This window comes from Achromobacter sp. Root83, assembly GCF_001428845.1.
Lineage (GTDB): Bacteria > Pseudomonadota > Gammaproteobacteria > Burkholderiales > Burkholderiaceae_B > Achromobacter.
Genome location: NZ_LMIU01000001.1, coordinates 562,041 through 581,938 on the forward strand (window position 1 = coordinate 562,041; position 19,898 = coordinate 581,938).

The 19,898-nt window shown below is 66.9% G+C and carries 17 protein-coding genes; 3 read left to right on the top strand and 14 right to left on the bottom strand.

Annotated features, from left to right (window positions below; translation table 11 throughout):
• Window positions 1–56 precede the first annotated feature (56 nt).
• The gene (gene thiM, locus ASE30_RS02550) at window positions 57–872 is read right to left on the bottom strand and encodes a hydroxyethylthiazole kinase (protein WP_057282669.1); all 816 of its coding nucleotides are present in this window, start codon (window positions 870–872) and stop codon (window positions 57–59) included.
• A gap of 178 nt (window positions 873–1,050) precedes the next feature.
• Between thiM and ASE30_RS02555 the strand changes: the two genes are divergently transcribed.
• Window positions 1,051–1,686 (top strand): glycoside hydrolase family 19 protein, encoded by a 636-nt coding sequence (locus ASE30_RS02555; protein WP_057282670.1) that lies wholly within the window; start codon window positions 1,051–1,053, stop codon window positions 1,684–1,686.
• 13 nt (window positions 1,687–1,699) lie between these two features.
• Here the strand turns inward: ASE30_RS02555 and ASE30_RS02560 are convergent, their stop codons facing one another.
• The 6 genes from ASE30_RS02560 to ASE30_RS02585 form a co-directional block, all read right to left on the bottom strand.
• A complete protein-coding gene (locus ASE30_RS02560; protein ID WP_369819296.1) occupies window positions 1,700–2,653 on the bottom strand; it encodes a Bug family tripartite tricarboxylate transporter substrate binding protein in 954 nt (317 codons plus the stop codon).
• A gap of 46 nt (window positions 2,654–2,699) precedes the next feature.
• Window positions 2,700–3,737 (bottom strand): uroporphyrinogen decarboxylase family protein, encoded by a 1,038-nt coding sequence (locus ASE30_RS02565; protein ID WP_057282672.1) that lies wholly within the window; start codon window positions 3,735–3,737, stop codon window positions 2,700–2,702.
• Between the two features lie 242 nt (window positions 3,738–3,979).
• On the bottom strand, window positions 3,980–4,429 hold the full coding sequence (locus ASE30_RS02570; RefSeq protein WP_057282673.1) for a PA2169 family four-helix-bundle protein: 450 nt from the start codon (window positions 4,427–4,429) through the stop codon (window positions 3,980–3,982).
• Between the two features lie 221 nt (window positions 4,430–4,650).
• Window positions 4,651–5,937 carry a M28 family peptidase gene (locus ASE30_RS02575; protein ID WP_057282674.1) on the bottom strand — a complete coding sequence of 429 codons (1,287 nt, stop codon included), beginning with the start codon at window positions 5,935–5,937 and terminating at the stop codon, window positions 4,651–4,653.
• A 49-nt stretch (window positions 5,938–5,986) separates the two neighbouring features.
• Window positions 5,987–6,964, bottom strand: a complete 978-nt coding sequence (locus tag ASE30_RS02580) for a tripartite tricarboxylate transporter substrate binding protein (RefSeq protein WP_057282675.1) — start codon at window positions 6,962–6,964, stop codon at window positions 5,987–5,989.
• A 125-nt stretch (window positions 6,965–7,089) separates the two neighbouring features.
• Window positions 7,090–8,013: a LysR substrate-binding domain-containing protein gene (locus ASE30_RS02585; protein WP_057282676.1), complete on the bottom strand. Its 924-nt coding sequence runs from the start codon at window positions 8,011–8,013 to the stop codon at window positions 7,090–7,092.
• A 202-nt stretch (window positions 8,014–8,215) separates the two neighbouring features.
• On the opposite strand from ASE30_RS02585, the gene ASE30_RS02590 reads away from it, so the two are divergent.
• Entirely contained in the window at window positions 8,216–10,591 is a 2,376-nt protein-coding gene (locus ASE30_RS02590; protein ID WP_235515164.1) for a DNA internalization-related competence protein ComEC/Rec2, read from the top strand.
• 58 nt (window positions 10,592–10,649) lie between these two features.
• Here ASE30_RS02590 and ASE30_RS02595 read toward each other — a convergent pair whose 3' ends face one another.
• The 6 genes from ASE30_RS02595 to ASE30_RS02620 all read right to left on the bottom strand — a co-directional run bounded on the left by ASE30_RS02595 (window position 10,650) and on the right by ASE30_RS02620 (window position 17,535).
• Window positions 10,650–11,150: a hypothetical protein gene (locus ASE30_RS02595; protein WP_057282678.1), complete on the bottom strand. Its 501-nt coding sequence runs from the start codon at window positions 11,148–11,150 to the stop codon at window positions 10,650–10,652.
• A 196-nt stretch (window positions 11,151–11,346) separates the two neighbouring features.
• Window positions 11,347–12,702: a four-carbon acid sugar kinase family protein gene (locus tag ASE30_RS02600; protein WP_057282679.1), complete on the bottom strand. Its 1,356-nt coding sequence runs from the start codon at window positions 12,700–12,702 to the stop codon at window positions 11,347–11,349.
• Entirely contained in the window at window positions 12,699–13,976 is a 1,278-nt protein-coding gene (locus tag ASE30_RS02605) for a ribulose-bisphosphate carboxylase large subunit family protein (protein ID WP_057282680.1), read from the bottom strand. The genes ASE30_RS02600 and ASE30_RS02605 overlap by 4 nt, the downstream gene beginning before the upstream one ends.
• Window positions 13,977–14,010: 34 nt before the next feature.
• Window positions 14,011–14,550: a VOC family protein gene (locus tag ASE30_RS02610; protein WP_057282681.1), complete on the bottom strand. Its 540-nt coding sequence runs from the start codon at window positions 14,548–14,550 to the stop codon at window positions 14,011–14,013.
• Window positions 14,551–14,622: 72 nt separating this feature from the next.
• Window positions 14,623–16,503, bottom strand: coding sequence for a TRAP transporter large permease subunit (locus ASE30_RS02615; protein WP_057282682.1), 1,881 nt, complete (start codon window positions 16,501–16,503; stop codon window positions 14,623–14,625).
• A gap of 9 nt (window positions 16,504–16,512) precedes the next feature.
• Window positions 16,513–17,535 (bottom strand): TRAP transporter substrate-binding protein, encoded by a 1,023-nt coding sequence (locus tag ASE30_RS02620; protein ID WP_057282683.1) that lies wholly within the window; start codon window positions 17,533–17,535, stop codon window positions 16,513–16,515.
• A 112-nt stretch (window positions 17,536–17,647) separates the two neighbouring features.
• On the opposite strand from ASE30_RS02620, the gene ASE30_RS02625 reads away from it, so the two are divergent.
• Complete coding sequence (locus ASE30_RS02625; protein WP_057282684.1) at window positions 17,648–18,709, top strand: LacI family DNA-binding transcriptional regulator; 1,062 nt, start codon at window positions 17,648–17,650, stop codon at window positions 18,707–18,709.
• A 257-nt stretch (window positions 18,710–18,966) separates the two neighbouring features.
• Here the strand turns inward: ASE30_RS02625 and ASE30_RS02630 are convergent, their stop codons facing one another.
• Window positions 18,967–19,815 (bottom strand): class I SAM-dependent methyltransferase, encoded by an 849-nt coding sequence (locus tag ASE30_RS02630; protein ID WP_057282685.1) that lies wholly within the window; start codon window positions 19,813–19,815, stop codon window positions 18,967–18,969.
• Window positions 19,816–19,898: the final 83 nt, after the last annotated feature.

Sequence of the window (19,898 nt, forward strand, 5' to 3'; positions counted from 1 at the left end):
AAGGAAGGAATTCTGGGGACGGTGTGTGACCTACCCGTGACACGGCCGGGGCAATATCAACGCAGCGGCGATTCCCGGTTCAGGCAGTCAGGCTCCAGCGCGGCCAGCGCGTCCAGGAACCGCCAGGCGAAAGATCCCGGCCCTTCCGCCTGCACGGCTGCCCGCTGGCCGGCGATGCCAAAGCAGGAGAGGGCGGCGACGGCCGCGGTGTACGGGTCGTCTTTGGACACGGCGGCGAAGGCGCCGACGACGGCGCTGAGCGCGCAGCCGGTTGCGGTCACGCGGGGCATCAAAGGGGAACCGCCTGCAATGCGTACCGAGCGCCTTCCGTCAGTGACGAAGTCCACTTCGCCAGTCACTGCCACGACTGTCTGGCGGCGTTTTGCGATGTCCAGGGCGGATTGCTCCGCTTGGGCGACGGCGTCGCGCGCATCCACGCCCTTGCCCGCGCTCTGGCCACCGGCCAGCGCAATGATCTCCGACGCATTGCCGCGGACGATGGTGGGCCCGAGATCCATCAGGCGCTGAATGGCGTCGCGGCGAAAGGCGGTAGCGTGATGCGCGACCGGGTCCAGCACCCAAGGCGTACTCGTCTGGCGGGCGGCCTCGGCGGTCAGCAGCATGCTGTCGAGCCACGGGGCGGACAGGGTGCCGATGTTGATCACCACCGCGCCGGCCATGCGCGCGAACTCTGGCGCCTCCTGTTCCGCATGCACCATGGCGGGCGACGCGCCGATGGCCAGCACGGCGTTGGCGGCGTAGTTCATGGACACGAAGTTGGTCAGGCACTGCACCAGGGGCGCGTCGCGGCGGACGGCAGCGAGGAGGTTCTGGGAAGTGTGGGCGAGGGAGTGCGGGTCGGAATCGGTCATGCCTGGCGGTGCTGGTATCGGGGACATGTAGTTTATATATTCTTGCAGGAATCCCTGACCCGGCAGGACGGCATGAAGAAGGCGACCTCAAAAACCAGGTTCTGAACATACCCAGAATGAGGTATGAAATGTCCGCGAGACTTGGCTCAAAATCAGCGCGACACGAAGGGGAACAATCATGCTGAGTCCCGAGCAGCTGCAGCGAGTCTTTCCGAATTGCCAAGGTCCGGCAGCCTGGGTCGATGCGCTGATCCCGGCATTTCAAAAATATGAAATAGAAACGCCGGACCGAATGGCGAGTTTTCTTGCACAGACGGGCTACGAATCGGGCCAATACAACCGGCTGGAAGAGAACCTCAACTTCACGACGGCCGCGCGGCTGACCAAAGTGTGGCCAAAGCGGTTTCCCGATGAGGCGTCAGCCCTGCCATATGTGAACAACCCCCAGAAGCTCGCCAACAGGGTGTATGCGAGCCGGATGGGCAATGGCGATGCGCAGAGCAACGACGGCTACCGGTTTCGCGGAAGGGGAATCATCCAGTTGACCGGCCGCAGCAACTACGACTCGGCAGGCGACGCCATGGGCGTGGACCTGATCGATGCGCCGGAATTGCTGTCGGAACGGAAATGGGCCGCGCTGAGCGCAGGATGGTTCTGGCAGTCGCGTGGGCTCAATGAGCTTGCGGATGACCGGACCCACGATGAAGATCTGGAAGACTTCGCGCGGATCACGCGTCGCATCAATGGGGGAGTGGTTGGCTTGAAGGAACGCTTCGCGTTATTCCAGCGGGTCTATGCCGAACTGGTGCGATAAGCGCTCCGGCTTTTTAATTCACTGTAATGTTCGCCGACTTGATCACCTGCGACCAATGCGCCGTATCCTGCGCCACGGTCTTGCCCAACTGCTCGGGGTTCTGATAATTCACCCGCACGCCCGCCTCGGTGGCGGTCTTGATGAGCTCCGGCTTTTGCAGCCCGGCCTCGAGCGCGGCGCTGATCTTCTGCACCACGGCGTCCGGCGTGCCGGCCGGCGCGAACAGCGCTACCCAGGCGTCCAGCTCGAAGCCCGGATACCCCTGTTCCGCGGCGGTGGGAACATCCGGAATCATCGGGTGGCGCGCGGCGCCGGCAACGGCGATGGCGCGCAGCTTGCCCATCTGCACATGGCCGATCACCGATGGCGGCGTGGTCACGAAGAGCTGGACGCGGCCGGACAGGACGTCCTGGATGGCCGGACCCGAGCCCTTGTAGGGCACATGCACCATGTCCGTGCCGGTCATCTGCTTGAGCAGTTCGGTGCCGACGTGCGGCACGGAACCGCTGCCTTGCGAGGCATAGTTGATTTCACCGGGGTGCGCCTTGGCATAGGCGACCAGCTCTTTCAGGTTATGCACGGGCAGCGAGGGGTGCACCGTCACGACGTGCGGCGCCACCGCCACCATGCCCACCGGCTTGAACGACTCGGTGTTCCAGCGCAAGCCGTTGAACATCGACGGATTGCCGGCGTGATACATCGAGTACGACGCCAGCAACGTATACCCGTCGGGTTGCGCGGCCGCCACCAGGTTATAGGCGATGTTGCCGCTGGCGCCGGTCCGGTTGTCGATGACGGTCGGTTGGCCCAGTGCGGTCGCCAGCGGTTCGCTCGCCAGGCGCGCGGCCAGGTCCACGATGCCGCCGGGGGGCACCGGCACCACGATCGTGATCGGGTGCGTCGGGAAGTCCTGGGCGGCCGCCAGCGGCGCCAGAAACGAGAAAGAGAGGGCGATCAGTTTGCGCAACATGGATGGACACCTAGGCCGGCAGCGGGCGGTTGAGGGTTGGCGCTCAGGCGCGCTGGGCCAGTTCGGCGCGCACGATCCGGGCGCCGTCGACCATGGCCTTCATCTTGCCGAAGGCCACGTCGCGCGGCAGGTACTTCAGGCCGCAGTCGGGCGCGATGATCAGGCGTTCGGGCGCTACGTGCGGCAACGCGCGGCGTATGCGCGCGGCGACCACTTCGGGCTGCTCGATCTCGTTGGTCGACAGGTCCAGCACCCCCAGCATGATTTCCTTGTTGGGCAGGGTGTCCAGCACCGCGCAGTCCAGGTTCGATTGGGCGGTCTCGATCGAGATCTGGTGCGCCGAGCAGCCGCACAGCTCGGGCAGGAACGAGTAGCCGTTCGGACGCGCGTGGATGACGGCGGCGTAGCCGAAGCAGATGTGCACGGCCGTGCGGCCCGTCACGCCTTCGAGGGCGCGGTTCAGCACTTCCACGCCGTATTCGCGGGCCTTCTCGGGGCGCGCCTGCATGTAGGGTTCGTCGATCTGCACCACGTCGGCGCCGGCCGCGAACAGGTCGTGGATTTCTTCATTCACGGCCTGGGCGTAGTCGTAGGCCATCTCGGTTTCCGAGCCGTAGAAATCGTTCTGCGCCTGCTGCGCCATGGTGAACGGACCTGGAACCGTGATCTTGATCTGGCGGTCGGTGTGCGCGCGCAGGAATTGCACGTCGCGCACCTGCACGGCGTGCTTGCGGCGGATCTTGCCCATCACGCGCGGCACGGGGTTGGGATGGCCGCTGCGGTCCAGGGCCGAGCCCGGGTTGTCCAGGTCCACGCCTTCCAGCGCGGTGGCGAAGCGGTTGGAGTAGCTTTCGCGGCGGACTTCGCCGTCGGTGATGATATCTATGCCGGCGGTTTCCTGGTCACGGATCGCCAGCAGGGTGGCGTCGTCCTGGGCCTGTTCCAGCCATTCCGGCGCGACGCGCCAGAGTTCCTGGGCGCGCACGCGCGGCGGGAACCGGTCGCCGAGACGCTTGCGATCGATCAGCCAATCGGGCTGGGAATACGAACCGACGAGCGTGGTGGGCAACAGCAATGACATGGGAACTCCGAACTGGGAAAGGCGATGGAAAAGCGAACCCGGCTTTATAGGCGATATAGCGTGAATTGGGTTTGCGGGCAGATTGAGAAAAATTCACGCAATACCCGGCAGGGTGTTTTGCTTCGGCTTTCGGTTCGCGGTGAGGCGCCGCCGTGGAAGGTGAGGCGGCTTCAGGCCAGGGAGTGCCATTGCAGCACCGTTCCCCCGGCGGCGATCAGCGCGCCGGGGGAACGTCAGGCACGTTAGGTCGTGGCCCGGTAGCGGTTACGCAGGTCGCGTATCTGGTCGTGATTGCGCAGCACGCCCTGGTATTGGCGTTCGACGATCGCTCGAACATTTTCCGGCAGGATATCTTTCAGGGCTTTGGCGTAGGCCGCCTTCGCCACGTCCTCGCCGCGTTCGCACTCTTCGAGCAGGACGAGATCCGTGCGGCTTGCAACGGCGGCCTTCAGGTTGGTCCAGCCCCGGTGCATAGCGCCGGACACCGTCCCGCTGTCTTCCGGCTTGCCGCCCATTTGGCTCACCAAGGCCTGCAACTCCGACGCGCCGGCGGCGCAATCGCGCGCGCGGTTCCTGAAGAGTTCCTGCAGTTCAGCGGTCTTGGTGTCGTCGGCCGCGGCGGTAAAGCCCTTTTCGCCATCCTTCGAGGTTTCGATGAGATCGTTCAATACCTTGATTACATGGTCCGCCATATCGGTCTCCTTGGATTCAAATCACCAGGCGGCGTCCGCCGCCTGTCGAATTGGAGACTCAGCATGTAGCGTGCCTGGCTGGACGGGGCGGGCCTCCCCGGGGGGGAGGGACGCATGACAGGCCGGTCTTTTCAGTGTTGTGTCCGTTGCCGGCTCGGGAGCGGGTGCAAATTCTGCACATCTTGCCCCCGGGGGCGGTTCATCGGGAACCTGCGGGTGTCTCAGACGCCGGGGCAGGTGGAGCCTGATTTCAATGCGTCCAGTTCCTGGTCGGTCATACCCAGGGCCAGCGACGCCATCGCGCACGTCACCGCCAATGCATTGCGCATTTCGCTTTCCAGAATGATGTCCGGCACGTCGCCACGCGACAGGATGTGGCGCACGCGCGATTGGGGCTTGTCAAAGCCCGCCACCAGGCGAAGGGCGGGGATGCCGTGCCTGGCGAAATTGGCGTGGTCCGAGTTGGGCATGAAGGGCAGCCAGTGCGACACGGGCACGCCAGCCCGCTCGGCGGTGCTTTCCACCACGCGCGCCAACGCGGGATAGTCGCTGATCAGCGCGCACAGGGTGTCGTCGCCAGCCACGGTGTCCAGATTGATGTTGATCTTCAGGGCATGGCGTTCGGCGGCCGCCATGTCCGCCAGATAGCGCGCCGAACCCGTCAACGCCCACTCTTCGGCCGTGAAGAAGCACACACGCAGCCCCGGCGTGCCGGGTCCCAGGTGTCCCGCTAAGATGCGCGCCGCCGCCAGCGCCACGGCGACGCCCGTGGCGTTGTCCAGGGCGCTGCTGCCGAGGTTATGGCCATCCATGTGCGCGCTGATGACGATCCGGCTGTCGCGTCCGCCGGGCAGGTCCAGGACGCCGGCGCAGGCCATCGAATCCCGCAATTCTTCCCCCTGGATATGCAGCTGCACGCGGGCGCCGGGCTGCGCGCTCAATGCCAGGGCACCTTCATGGTCGATATAGGCGGCCGGAATGCCGGCGCCATCGCGGGGCCGCCCTGACGATCCGGACAAGGGACCGGCGCCAGGCAAGGGGTTGGCGATCAGGAACGCGGCGGCGCCCTGGGCTACCGCCATGTCGTACTTGCGGCGGCGGTGTACATGCCCCGGAGAGAACGGATATTCGTGGCGCACCAGCACGATCTTGCCGCGCACGGCATCGCCCGCGCGCTCAAAGTCCTCGGGGCGGCCGGTCCCAAGGTCCAGTACGGCGCCTTCCAGCCCCTCGGCGTCTGTCGATGCCGAACGCAGCAGGGGCACGCAATCCAGGTTCAAGGGCTTGTCGCCCAGCAAGGTCAAACTGCTGGAGATACAGCGCCAGCCGTCGTAGGGCACCGACACCCGACGTACGTCGGGTCCGATCTCCCGCAGGCGCTTCAGCGCCCATTCCATGGCTGCCTCGTCCTGCCCGGTGCCGGACAGGCGTCCGCCAAAACTGCAAATGGTTTGAAAATCGTTCATCAGGGCCGCGTCGCCGGCGGCCGCCTGTTGCCAGGATGTCATCGATGTCTCCGGCGCCGCGCGGCAATGCGCGCGACGCATACAACGTGTGTTATTCGAAAGTGATCTTGGCGCGCTGGACAAGGTCGGCCCAGCGCGTGAAGTCCTGCGCCAACAGCGCTTGCAGCGCGGCGGCGCTGGTGTCCGGCGGCAGGTTCATGCCGACGCTGGTCAAGCGTTGCTTGACGGGCTCGGACTGCATGACTTTGGCCATGGCGTCCGACAGCTTTTTCTGCACGGGCTCTGGGGTGCCCGCCGCCGCCACCAGCCCCCACCAGCTTTGCACGGTCAGGCCCTGGTAGCCCAGTTCCTGGAAGGTCGGGACGTCAGGCGTGTCCGCCTGGCGCGAGGGCGAGGAAACGCCGATGGGTTTGATTTTTCCGCCCTGATAGAGCGCCACCGCCGACGCCATGGTGGTGAAGCTGGCGTCGATCTGGCCGCCGGCCAGATCATTGACCGACGCGGACGCGCCCTTGTAGGGGATATGCGCGAACTTGGTCTTGGTGGTCAGCATGAACAGCTCGGCCATCAGATGGGTCAAGGACCCATTGCCGCCCGACCCCATGGAAATGGTTCCCGGCTTGGCGGCGGCTGCCTTGACCAGGGCGTTGACGTCCTGGGCCTCGAACTTGGGATTGACGAAAAGATACATGGGCGACAGGCCCAGCAGCGTGATCGGGGCGAAGTCCTTCTTCGCGTCGTACTTCACGCGGTCCTTGTACAGCGCCGGAACGATGGTGAACGGCACATCGGCCAGCAGCAGGGTATAGCCGTCGGGCGCTTCGGTGGAGACATAGGCGGTGCCCAGCATCGAACCCGCGCCAGCGCGGTTTTCGACGATGACGGACTGGCCAAGCTGGGCGCTCAATTGATCGCTGATGGCGCGGGCAACCACGTCGGAGCTGCCACCGGCCGAATAGGGCACGACGATCTTGATCGGTTTATCGGGATAGGCCGCGGATGCCGCTTGCGCGCTGACCAGAAGGGCGGGGACGGCCAAAGCGGCCAGGGTTTTTTTCCACTTGAACATGATTTTCTTGGTGATCCATGAATGGTTTCACGTCATTGTGGTGGCTGCTCCCGCGGCGGGCAAAGGAAGTATGCGCATGGGATATTCCAATCTGGAATGCCGTCTGTGCGCAGCCCGGCCTGCCCTCAAGCCAGTCCTGCGTGGTGCCGGGTCTGCGCGTTCAAAAGCTGCCCCTGTGCGATGACCCAATCGCAGAATGCCTGGCAGTACGGACCGCCCACATTGGGGCGCGGCTGCATCAGGTGATAACCGTAGCGGCCTTCGACTGTCTCTCCGAAAGGGCGGACCAGTTGGCCGGATTCCAGATGGTCCAGCACCATGCACAGCGGCATGATCCCCGCGCCCAAGCCGTTCATCACGGCCGGCAGCAAGATCGAAAAACCCTCGTATTCGGGTGCCGTGGCGGCGGGTCCGGACCACAATGGCGCCACGTCGGCTTTCCATTCGTCCCAACCATAGCCGCGCTGGGCCCGCTTCAATAACGGCAGGCGGGTCACGTCTTCCACGGATTTGACGGGATGACGCTTCAATAGCGATGCCGCGGCGACCAGCGTCATTTCGCGTCCGCAAAGATACTGCGCGCTCATGCCGGAGACGTAGCCGGTATGGAGTTGGATTTCGGCATCGAACCGTTCCGAACGGTCGCGCCCATGCAGCAGCCGAGGACGGATGTTGACGCGGATCTCGGGGTGCGAATCAAAGAACTCGGACAGCCTGGGCAGCAGGAAGAACTGTGCGAACGATGGCGACACCGCCACGTTCAGGGCGACGCGCGACGTGGGATTCGCCACCAGCGCGTCCGCCTCGTCGATCAGGCGTACCGCCGCGCTGACGCGTTCCAGGTACAGGGCGCCGGCATAGGTCAGGCGCAGCCCCGCCGGCATACGCTTGAACAGGGCCGTCCCCAGGCGTTCCTCAAGAGCGGCTACGTGTTTGCTGACTGCGCTTTGGGTCAGGCTTAGGGCTTCCGCCGCCCGGCTGAAATTCAGGGTCTCGGCGGCGGTAAGGAAAATGCGCAGCGAGGACAGGGAGTTGCGGGTGCCTTTCATCGGAATCGGGAGAAGGGATGTGATTGCTGAGTAATGTACTTCGTGTTCCCGCCCGCAGGCGGTAGACCGGCGTGGATAAATCCATTCACCCGAAGGCCCGCTCAAACCCGCTGCCACCTACGCTTTCCCATTTCGGGAGAGCGACATCACGGGCCGATTATTCTGCCTATCGTTCGTGGCGGGTGCGGGGCTGGTGCAGGTCTTGCCGGCCTTGCCCGGCCCGTCGGTGCTGTGGCTGGTGGCTTGGGCGGGCAGTGTTGCCTGTGCGGGGTGGGCGCGCGCGGACCGTCATGTGATGCGCGTGCTGGCGGCATTGGCGCTGGGCTTTGCCTTCGGCTTCATCAACGCCGCCCTGCAAGCACAGCACCGCCTGGACGACGCGCTCGCAGACTTGCACCAGGACGAAGTCTCCCGCCTGGTGCTGCGTGTCATCGCGTTGCCGGACGGCGATGCCCAGCGCCAGCGCTTCCTGGCGGAACTCGATCAGCCCGCCCGTCCCGGAATCCCCGCCCGCATCCAGGTCACCTGGCAGGGGGCGGCCGGGGTGAATCAAAACCTGCCGCAGGTGCTGCCCGGACAGGTCTGGCGCATGGCGCTGGTGCTGCGGCGGCCGCACGGTTTGCTCAATCCCGCCGGGCCCGATACGGAAGGGCGCATGTTCGCGGATGGCGTGCGCGCGACGGGCACCGTGCGCGGGCAGCCGGATCTGCTGGCTGACCGGCCGTGGGCGATGCCAGGCATCGCGATAGAGCGGGCGCGGCATCATGTGCGCGAGGGCATGCGGGCGGCGTTGGGCGCGCATCGCTACGCGCCGGTGATGATCGCGCTGGCGATCGGGGATCAGGCGGGCGTTGCGCGCGACGACTGGCGGACCTTCAACCGCAGCGGCATCACGCACCTGGTGTCGATCAGCGGCATGCATGTCACGTCCATTGCCGGCATCGCGGGATTGCTGGCCTCGGCGGTCTGGCGGCGCTTGCGATGGCGGGGCGTGGGCCTGGCGGAGCGTGCGCCGGCGCGGATTGCGGGCGGCGCCGTTGCGGCTGCGGTGGCGCTGCTGTACTGCCTGCTGGCGGGTTGGGGCGTGCCGGCGCGCCGCACGTTCTTCATGCTGCTGGTGGTGTTGATGGCGGCCCTGTCGCGCTTGCCGCTGTCGGCGGGCAGGGTGCTGGCCTGCGCGGGGGCCTTGGTGGTGGCGCTGGACCCTTGGGCGCCCATGTCACCCGGATTCTGGCTGTCGTTCGGGGCCGTGGCGGTGCTGCTGCGCATTGCCAGTGCGCCGTTCGATGCGGACGCGGGCTGGCGCGCGCGCTGCATGACCGGGCTTGGGCAGGCGGTGCGCCTGCAGCTCATGGTGACCGTGGGCCTGATGCCGCTGCTGGCATTCCTGGTGCATCAGGTGTCGCTGGGCTCGCCGCTGGCCAATGCGGTGGCCATCCCGGCGGTGACATTCATCGTGACGCCGCTGGCATTGTTGTGCGCGGCCTTGTCCCGCGTGCCGGGCGCGCAGGATCTTGCGGCGATGGCGGGACAAGCCGGGCTGGCGGCCTTCGACCTGACCATGGCGCCCGTGGCATGGGTGGGCAATGCCGCTTGGGCCAGCGTGCCGGTCGCGGCGGCGGGCTGGCCCTGGCTGCTGCTGGCGGTGGCGGGCATGCTCTGGGCGCTGCAGGCGCGGGGCTGGCCCGGACGGCATCTGGGATGGGCCTGCATGCTGCCTTTGCTGTTCTGGCGGCCCGACCGGCCGGAGCCCGGCCATTGGCGCATGAGCGCGATGGATGTGGGGCAGGGCAGCGCCATCCTCGTGGAAACCGCGGGCCAGTCGCTGCTGTTCGATGCGGGGCCGCGCAGCTACGGCGGCAGCGATGCGGGCGAGCGCGTCGTGGCTCCGTTCCTGCAGGCGCGCGGCATCGGGCGGCTGGATGTGCTGGTCCTGTCGCATGCGGACATGGACCACGTGGGCGGCACGCGCGCCGTGCTGGCCGCCGTGCCGGTGGCGCGCGGCTTTGCTTCGTTCGACCTGCCGGCCTTTCTGCGGCGCGATGCAAAGGTATGGCCGGACGCGGGCAACGCGCAGCCGGCATTGCCGCAGGCGATGGCGCGTTGCGAACGAGGAGTGAGCTGGGAGGCCGACGGTGTGGTGTTCACGTTTCTGCACCCGGCGTCAATCAAAAATACGCGGGCGGAAGACCGCAATGCCGACAGTTGCGTGCTGCGGGTGCAGGGCCTGCGCCATTCACTATTGCTGACCGGGGATGTGGGCGTGGCGCAGGAGCAGGAGCTGGCCGCGCAGGGGCTTGCACCTACCGACATCGTGCTGGCCCCGCATCATGGCTCCGCGTCGTCTTCCGGCCGGGAGCTGGTGAAGGCGGCAGGCGCGGATCACGCGATCGCGCAAGCGGGGCATCTGAACCGGTTCCGCCATCCCGCCCGGGCGGTGGAACTGCGCTGGACGCGCGCCGGGGCCAGGTTCTGGCGCAGCGACCGGGACGGCGCGGTCATGGCGGAATCAAGCCCTGGGGGGCTGGAGGTGTGGGGGCAGCGGGAGCGGGGCGGGCGGTACTGGCATGAACGCTAGCCTTGCTCGCCGAACCCGGCATGAACGCTAGCCTTGCTCGCCGAACCCGGCATGGACGCTAGCCCTGCTTGCCGAAGCCGCCCGCGGCCCACTCCGAGGCGCGTTGCACATTCAACTTGTACGTCGGCGCCACATGCACCTCGGCCAGTTGTTCACCGGAAGCGTCATAGGCGCTGAGCACGGCGTATGGTTCGTCTTCGTCGGGAACGATGTCCAGCTTGACGGTCAGGCGGCCATCGGCGGCATCGATGGTGACGCTCTTGTGCAGCGTGGCATGCAATTGCTGTTCGTGCCGGCGCAGGACTTCGTTGGCGGTCTTGACCAACGTGATGAAGGCGGGGGAATCGAGCGGCTTGGGGTTCTTTTTGTCACGGCCCATGGTCCAGGGGCCGACCAGGGCAGGTTCGGCTTCGCCGTCCTTGGTCATCTCGACGGCCCAGCCGTCGTCGTCCTCGTTCTTGATGACCCGGGCGGTCCAGCCATCGTCGCACCAAAGCCTGGGCTCCTGCGTCTTGATGTCTTCGGGGGCATCGGTGTACGGGGTTGGGGTGTCATTCACTGCTGTGTTTCTCCTGGATTCGTGTCCCGGCAGGCCGCCTTGCATCATGCGCAAGCGATTCTTGCGCAGTGGACTGATGACGTCCGCGCGGACGAGGCGGGATTTTGCCGCGGGGCAGGGCAGTCATCATAGCCCGCGGGCACGGGGTCCAGGTTGAGGCCCTGGGCGGCGGGCGCGACGACCGGAAAAGGAAGCCTCAGGCCTGTTGGCCGGCCGCCAGTTCGTCGAACAGGAAGTCGCCGCCCATCTGGCCGCCCTTGAGCATCAGTTCGATGCCGTCGGTGGCCGGATCGTCGCTGCGCGTCAGGCTGACGGTCACGCCGGGCGCCAGCACGCAGCGGAACGCCAGGCCCCACAGGCCGAGCGCCAGCGTGGCCTGGCTGGAGGTGTCGCCGCCGGCGATGCCGATGCGCGACAGGCGTTTGCCGCCCTGCGCGGTGGCTCGCACGATGTCGGCCACCATCCGGCCGGTGGCGCGGGCGGTGGCCGCGGTGTCCTGCGCGGTGACGGCCTGGGCCGGTTTGTCGGTATGCACCAGGACGTTGCGCCCACGGGCCAGCGTGGCGGCGGCCATCTGGACCTGCCGCGCCGCATAGTCGGCATCGGCAAGCAGACGTTCCACGTGCAGCGGCTGGCGCGCGTAGTGCTGGCAAGCGGCGATCTGCCGGGCGGTGACCGGAGACAGGCTGCCAGCCACGACCAGCACGGGGCCCGTGGCCGGGGCCAGTGGCGCCGCGTCAAAGCCGTGCGCGCGCCCGGCGGGCGCGGCGCGGGCCAGGGCCTGCTGCACGCTGCTGGGGCCGACGGCCAGCAGTGGCGCGCGGGACGCCGCGCGCCAGATCAGGCCGCCGATGACGGCAAGTTGTTCGTCGTCGATCAGGTCCAGCAGCACGGGGCCGTCCGTGGTCTCGATGACGTGGTCGATCCAGTTGTTCAGCACGGTGGTGTCTGTTGCCTGCCGCAGACGCGGATAGGCGGTGTGCGGCACGGAGAGAATGCCGGACAGCCCCTGGGCCTGCAGGTGCAGGCGCAGATCGGCTTCGTGCATGGGCGTGACGGGGTGCGCGCTCATGACGGGGTGGCGGTCGATCCGGTGGATCTCCGGCGCCGATCCGGCGCGGGCAAAGAGCTGGGCAAAGCTGCAGTAGCGGCCGATGCTGGGCTGGCCGCCGACGATGGGCACCATCGGGTTGGGCATGTGGGTGCGCAGTTCGCGGATGGCCGCGCCGATGCTGCCGACGTGCGGCGCGCTGTCGAAGGTGGAACAGCACTTGTAGTGCAGCACGCGGGCGCCGGTGCCCGCCATGAACCGGCCCACGGCGCGCAGCTCGATCTCCATGTCGGCGGGGGCCATGCCGCGCGCGGCGCCGGCGATGCCGATGGCGTCCAGCGCGCCTGCGCGGTGCAACTGCTGCGGCGTGGGCACGCCCAGGAACAGCAGGCTGCGCAGGCCCGCGCGGGCGACCTCGGCCAGCGTGTCGGTGGCGCCGGTGAAGTCGTCGCCGTACCAGCACACCTGCGGGGCGGGGGCGCTGCGCTCGCCGTCAATCATGCGCGGCTTCCGAAGAAGGCCAGCGCGCGCTGCAGCTCGGGCGCGTTGCGGGCGTAGTCTTCAAGGCTTTGGTTGTCGCGCACCGCGTGCCAGGCCTGGCGGATGCTCTGCACGCCGGCGGCGGGGCCGTCCGGGTGCGCGAGGATGCCGCCGCCCGACATGAACAGCAGGTCGTCGCTATGCACTGCGGCCCAGGTGGCGGGCACGGTGCCGGCCCATTGGCCGGAAGAAAACGCGGGCATGACGGCGTCGTCGATGCCGGGCGTCAGGGACGCCAGGCAGTCGCGCGCGGAGTCGACGACCTCGCTGTCTTCCTGCGCGAATTTTCCTTGCAGGCCATGCACGTGCATGTGGTCAACGCCCGCCAGCCGCCAGAGCGTCTGATAGGCCTGGAACCCCATGCCCAGCAAGGGGTGGCGGGACAACGCGCCGTAGCCGTTGCGGTGGCCGTGCAGCGCCAGCGGGGTGCTGCGGCGCAGGGTCTGGATGGCGGAGTAGCCGCACCAGTTCAGGCTGGCCATCACGCACGACCCTTGCTCGCGTTCGATCAGGTCCGCGTGGCGGCGCATGGCGTCGGTTTCGTCGCTGATGTTGAACGCCACCATGACGTTGCGGCCGGTGCGGTCGCGGTGCGCGCGCACCACCGCCATCACCGCGGCCACGCGCTGGGCCAGAGGGGCATGGGCGGGATTGGCGCAGACTTCATCGTCCTTGATGAAGTCCACGCCCGCCGCGCAAAGCTGAGCGACCAGGTGCGCGGTTTGTTCCGGGGACAAGCCCACGTTGGGCTTGATGATGGTGCCGACAAGCGGGCCCGTGTCCACGCCGGTGCGCGCCCGCGTACCGGCGATGCCCACTTGCGGCAGGTCGAACTGGGCGCGGTAGTTGGCGGGCAGTTCCATGCTTTCCAGCCGCAGGCCGGTCACTTCGCCCAGGTCATACAGATTGCCGCCGACCGTGGCTGCCAGCGTGGGCAGATTGGCGCCGACGTTGGCGACGGGGAAGGCGATGCGCACCCGCGCGCGCTGGTATTTGCCCGGCATGCCGCCGGGTTGGCGCGCCAGCCAGGCGTTGGGCAGGCTGGGCGTGCCGACGGATTCCAGGGTCTCGATGGACTCGATGCGCGCCCGCGCCCGGGCGCGCAATTCGTCCGTTTCGCCCTGCACCCGCGTGAAGGTGCCGCAGGACTGCTCGCCGGCCATGACCTCCGCGACCCGGGCGGGGTCCATGGGGGTTTCGATCAGGTAGGTGGCGGTAAACGATTGGGAATTCATGTTGACGGTGTGCGGCGTGGCCGGGTGGGGCGTGTCAGAGACGGGTCAGGTCGGGGAAGGCGCGGACCGGATCCTTGCCGTCCCAGTCCATCGAGCTTTCGCGGATCAGGTCGAACAGGCGGCCCTTGGGACCGGCCACTTCGGAAAGCTCGATCACGGTGCCCGGGTGGTACTCGGTGTCGAAATAGATGAAGCGGCCTTTTTCTCCGACCTCGCCGCTCATCTTGGGCTTGAAGCCTTGCGCCAGCAGGCGCTCCAGATCGGCGTCGTAGCTTTCGGTCCAGTAGGCGACGTGCTGCAGGCCGGTGCGGCCGGCTTGCAGGAAGTCGCGGTACATGGAGGGCACGTCGTTGCGGGTCTGGATCAGCTCGACCTGCACAAATCCCGAGTTGGCCAGGGCCACCGAGTTGTGGGGTTCGTAGCCGACGCCGTCGTACTGGTAGTTCACGATCGGCACGCGCGGGTTGTAGTACCACGGGCCCACGCCCAGCGTGGTGCTCCAGTAGTCCATGGCGGCTTCGATGTCATGCACCACATAACCGAGTTGGCGGATTTCGCCCAGAAAACGACTCATGATGGATCTTTGTAAAAGAGGTGGCTAAGAGGCGCGAAGGGCGCGGCCGGGTTCAGACCCCGCCGCGTCGCGTCACAGGAAACCGATAGAAAACCAGGGGAAGGCCGCGACGATGAGCAGGCCCACCAGTAGCGCGGCGATGTAGCCCCAGATCGGGCCGATGCCTTCGTTGGGATCGACGCGGCTGATGGCGCAGGCGCCGTAATAGCCCACGCCGAAGGGCGGCGCGAACAGGCCGATGCCCATGGCGAAGATCACGACCATCGCGTAATGGACTTCGTGCACGCCTGCCTGCACCGCGATCGGGAACAGCAGCGGGCCGAACAGCACGATGGCGGGGATGCCTTCCAGCACGCTGCCCAGGATGATGAAGGCCACGATGGACACCGCCAGGAAGCCGTAGCTGCCGCCGGGCATGCTGGCCATTAGGCGGGCCAGGTCGCCCGAGAATCCCGATTGCGTCAGCGCCCAGGCCATGGCGGTGGCGCACCCGACGATCAGCATGATGGCGCCCGAGAGCGAGGCGGTTTCGATCAGCATGGGCTTTAACCGCGCCCAGTCGAAGCGGCGGTAGATCAGGATGCCGACCACGGCGGAATACACGATGCCGATGGTGGATACCTCGGTGGCGGTCGCCACGCCTTCGACCACGGCCGCGCGTATGACGAAGGGCAGGGCCACGGCGGGCAGCGCGATCATGAAGAAGCGCCCGATCTCCTTGAAGCTGAAGCGCTGCACCAGGCTCAGGTCTTCCTTGCGGTACCGCCACCACACCACCGAGCACAGCGCCAGTCCCAGCACCACGGCGGGCAGCAGTCCGCCGGTGAACAGCGCGGCGATCGACACGCCCGTCACCGAACCGATGGTGATGAGCACGATGGACGGCGGGATGGTTTCGGTCTGCGCGCCGGTGGCCGACAGCAGGGCCACCAGGTCGCCGGGCTTGGCGCCGCGCTTCTGCATTTCGGGGAAGAGCACGGGCGCGATGGCCGCCATGTCGGCGATCTTCGAGCCCGAGATGCCCGACACCAGATACATGGCGCCGATCAGCACGTAGGACAGGCCGCCGCGCACGTGGCCCAGCAGGCTGGCCAGGAACTGGATCATGGCGCGCGCCATGCCCGTCATCTCGATCAGCGAGCCCAGGAAGATGAACAGCGGCACGGCCAGCAGCATCAGGTGGGACATGCCTTCGTCCAGCCGGCCCACCATCACCACCATGGGCGTGTTGGTGCTCAGCGCCAGGTACGAGAAGGTGGCCAGCGCGAACGAGAAAGCGATCGGCACGCCGGAAAACACGGTGGCGGCGACGATGCCCACGAAGAAGATCACCAGATTCAGCTTGCCCAGGCCTGCGAACAGCGGCTGCGCCAGCCAGAACAGGGCGGCCACGGCCGCCACGCCCGCCAGCGCCATCAGCACCTGCGGCAGCGGCTGCGTGCGCAGCAGGCGGAGCAGAGCGATGACCGCCATCAGCGCCATGCCCACCGGGATCGCCGCGGCGCGCCAGGCGTTGCTGAGTTCCAGCGCGGGCGTGATGATGAAGTGTTCTTCGTGCGCGTATTCGATGGCGGGCGCCAGGATCAGCACCAGGAAGGCCAGCGACGCGGCCAGGGCCGCGGTTTCAAGCTGCGCGCGCCGTGCCGGGCTGACGTTGTTGACCAGCGCCGTCATCCGCATGTGCTCGCCGCGCCGCAGCGCGACGACCGCGCCCAGCATGGACAGCCACAGGAACAGGATGGACGCGAGCTCGTCGGACCAGACCAGCGGACTGTGGAACGCATACCGCGCCACCACGCCGGCGAACAGCACGAAAATCTCGATCAGCACGATGGCCGCGGCGGCGTGTTCGACCACGGTGCCCAGCACGCTGTCGAGCGCGCCGGCCGCCCGGCGCAGGGGATTGGCCGGCAGCACCGGGGCCGCGGCGTGGGGAGCGGACAGGGAGGACATGGCGCGACCTCAGGCCAGCTTGCCGACGGACTGCTCCAGCAAGCCCCAGGCCTCGTCGCCGAAACGGCCCTTCCACTCCTTGTAGAAACCGGCGGTGCGCAGCTGTTCCCGGAAGCTGTCGGCGGACGGCTGGTTGAACTGCAAGCCCTTGGCTTCCAGGTCCGACTGCACCGACGCGTTGAGCTTCTTGATGTCTTCGCGCTGGGCCAGGCCGGCTTCGTTGATGCCGCGCGCGACGATGGTCTTCAGGTCCGCGGGCAGGCCTTCCCACATGCGGCCGTTGGCGATGAACCAGTAGCCGTCCCAGATGTGGTTGGTCAGGGAGCAATACTTCTGCACTTCATACAGCTTGGCGACCTGGATGATGGGCAGCGGGTTTTCCTGCGCGTCCACCACCTTGGTCTGCAAGGACGAATAGACCTCGCTGAACTGCAGGCTGGCCGGCGCGGCGCCCAATCCCTTGAACATGGAGATGGGCAGCGAGCTGACCGGCACACGGATCTTCAGGCCGTCCATGTCGGCGGCGGTGTTGACCGGCGCCTTGCTGCTGGTGGTCTGGCGAAATCCGTTGTCCCACATCTTTTCGAAGGCGTAGAGGCGCCGTTGCGCGATGGCGGCCCGCACGTGCGCGCCCAGCGCGCCGTCCATGGCGCCCCAGACCTGGCTGTAATCCTTGAACGCAAACCCGACGGCATTGATCGCGGCCACCGGCACGAGCGTGGCGATCACCAGGGCGGACGGGGTGAAGAAGTCGATGCCGCCCGAGCGCACCTGGGCCAGCATGTCGGTATCCCCGCCCAACTGATTGTTCGGGAAGATCTTGATGTCCACCCGGCCGTTACTTTCCTTCAGGATGCGGTCGGCGGCCTCTTGGGCCCGGATGTTCAGCGGATGCGTCACCGGCAGGTTGTTGCCGTACTTGAGCGTGTAGTCCGCCGCGCGGGCAATCAGGGGAAAGCCGCCGCCCACCAGGGCAAGGGCGGGAACCGCAGCGAGGCGGCGCAGGGCACTGCGGCGTGTAAGCAGCTTCATGGTTGTCTCCATAATCGTAGTTATGATGTTTTTTGATGTGCCACAAATACGCCAAAGCCATGCGGCAGAGTGGACGATAGTGAATAGGCGCTATCATCGTCAAACCTTATTCATGATGGTTTTTGATGTGAATAGAGAATCCTCCGAACGCAAGCTTGCCCGGCTCGCCGATGTTGCCGCGCGTGCCGGCGTGTCCACCGCCACGGCCGACCGGGTGCTGAACCGGCGCCCCGGCGTGCGCGCCGCCACCGCGCAGAAGGTGTTCAAGGCGGCCATCGAACTGGACTACCTGCCCGAGCAGGAGGTCTACGCCACGGCCGTGCCCGACCCGATGCGGCTGGTGTTCCTGCTGCCGCGCGGCAGCAACCGCTATCTACGCATGCTGGGCGATACCGTCAGCTACGCGCACGAGCACTTCGCGCCGCTGAACGCGAAGTGCCAGGTCGAATACGTGGAAAGCTTCAATCCCGATGCGCTGGCGCAGGCGCTGGCCAAGCATGGCAAGCGGGCCGACGGGATCGCGTTCATGGCGCTGGAGCACCCGGTGGTGCGCGAGGCCGTCAACGCCCTGGCGCAGCAGGGCGTGCCGACAGTGACGCTGATTTCGGATATCGCCAACAGCGCGCGCACGGCGTACGTGGGCCTGGACAACCGCGCCGCGGGCCGTACCGCGGGCTACCTGATCGCGCGTTTCATCGGTTCGCGCGCGGCGCACGTGGCGCTGATCGCCGGGTCCAGGCATTACCGCGCGCACGAAGAGCGCGAAAGCGGCTTCCTGCAGCTCTACGCCGAGCAGTTCCAGGCCATGCAGGTGGTGGACCTGCGGGAAGGCTACGACGACGCGCAGCGCAACTACGAGCAGACGCGCCAGTTGCTGGAGCAATATCCGCAGCTTGCCGGCATCTACAACATCGGCGGCGCCTCGGACGGGGTGGCGCGGGCGCTGAAAGAGGCGGGGCTGCAGCACCGGGTCGTTTTCATCGGCCATGGACTGACGCCGGATACCCGGGCATTGCTGATCGACGGCACGATGGACGCGGTCATCACGCAAAGCCCGATGGAGGCGCTGATGAGCTGCGTGCGGATCTTCAGCAACCTGCGCGACAAGCGCAGCGCGATGAACGGGGTGGAACTGGCGCGCAGCCAGGTGATCTTCCGCGAGAACCTGCCGTAGGCCGCGGGCCGGCTCCCCCAAAAGCACCCATGGCAGCGCCACGGGCGTATTATTTCGGCTATGGGCTCGCTCCCAGTGCGGCAGTGGGCCGGCACGCCACTGCCAACCCCGCATAAGGTTGCTCAACCAAGGTTGCTCAACATCGGCCGCCCGGGCCAGCCGGCGGACGGCCGTGAAGGCGCTGCGCCATGGATCACTTCCTGTCTGCCGTCCGCCTGGATGGCCCGGACGCCCGCAGGGCTGGGATCACGGCCCGGTCACCGCCGGGTGATCACGATCTCCAGATACTCGCTGGGCACCACCACCGCGGAGTCGCCGGATCGATTGAACCGCTCGATCTGTGCCGTGATATCGCTGGTCAGCGCTGCCTGCGCCGCGGGTTCCAGCGCGGCAAACGCCTTCAGCAGCGGGCCGTAGTAGGTCTTGAAGACCTGCAGCCAATGCTCGGGCGAACGATAGCGGAACACGAAATGGCGGGGCTCGGCCTTGATCGAGGACGCTTGGGCCCCGAACATTTCCTCGATGCGCGCCTTGGTGCCCCACAGCGCGGGCGACTTGACGCCGGCGGGCGGAGGCAGGTGCTTGCCGATGGTCTTGAAGATCTGGCCGATGAAGCCGTCCGGCGTCCAGTTGGCCATGCCGATCTTGCCGCCGTGCTTGCACACGCGGATCAGCTCGGACGCGGCCTTGTCCTGGTCGGCCGTGAACATCACCCCGAAGGTCGACATGACGACGTCGAACCCGGCGTCGGGGAAGGGCAGCGCTTCGGCGTCGGCTTCCTGGAATTCGATCTTCAGGCGTTCGGCGGCGGCGCGCTCGCGGGCCCGTCCCAGCAGCGCCGGAACGTAGTCGGTCGAGACCACGTCGCACCAGCGGCGCGCGGCGGCCATCGAGGCATTGCCGTTGCCGGCGGCCACATCAAGCACCTTTTGACCGGCGCGGACATCAAGGGATTCGCACAGCTGTTCTCCTACGATCTGCAGCGTGGTGCCGACGACGGCATAGTCCCCGGAGGACCAGGTGCCCTGCTGGCGGGTCTTCAAGGCGGCCAGGTCGGGCTGTGCGGTGTCACGCACATCACTGGTGGCAAGGGAGGTCATGGACATGGTCTGTCTCCAATAGAGCGGTGGGTGCGCGGCGGCATTCACGACCATCGCGCCGGGGCATTGCAACCAGCACCGCGAAGGCA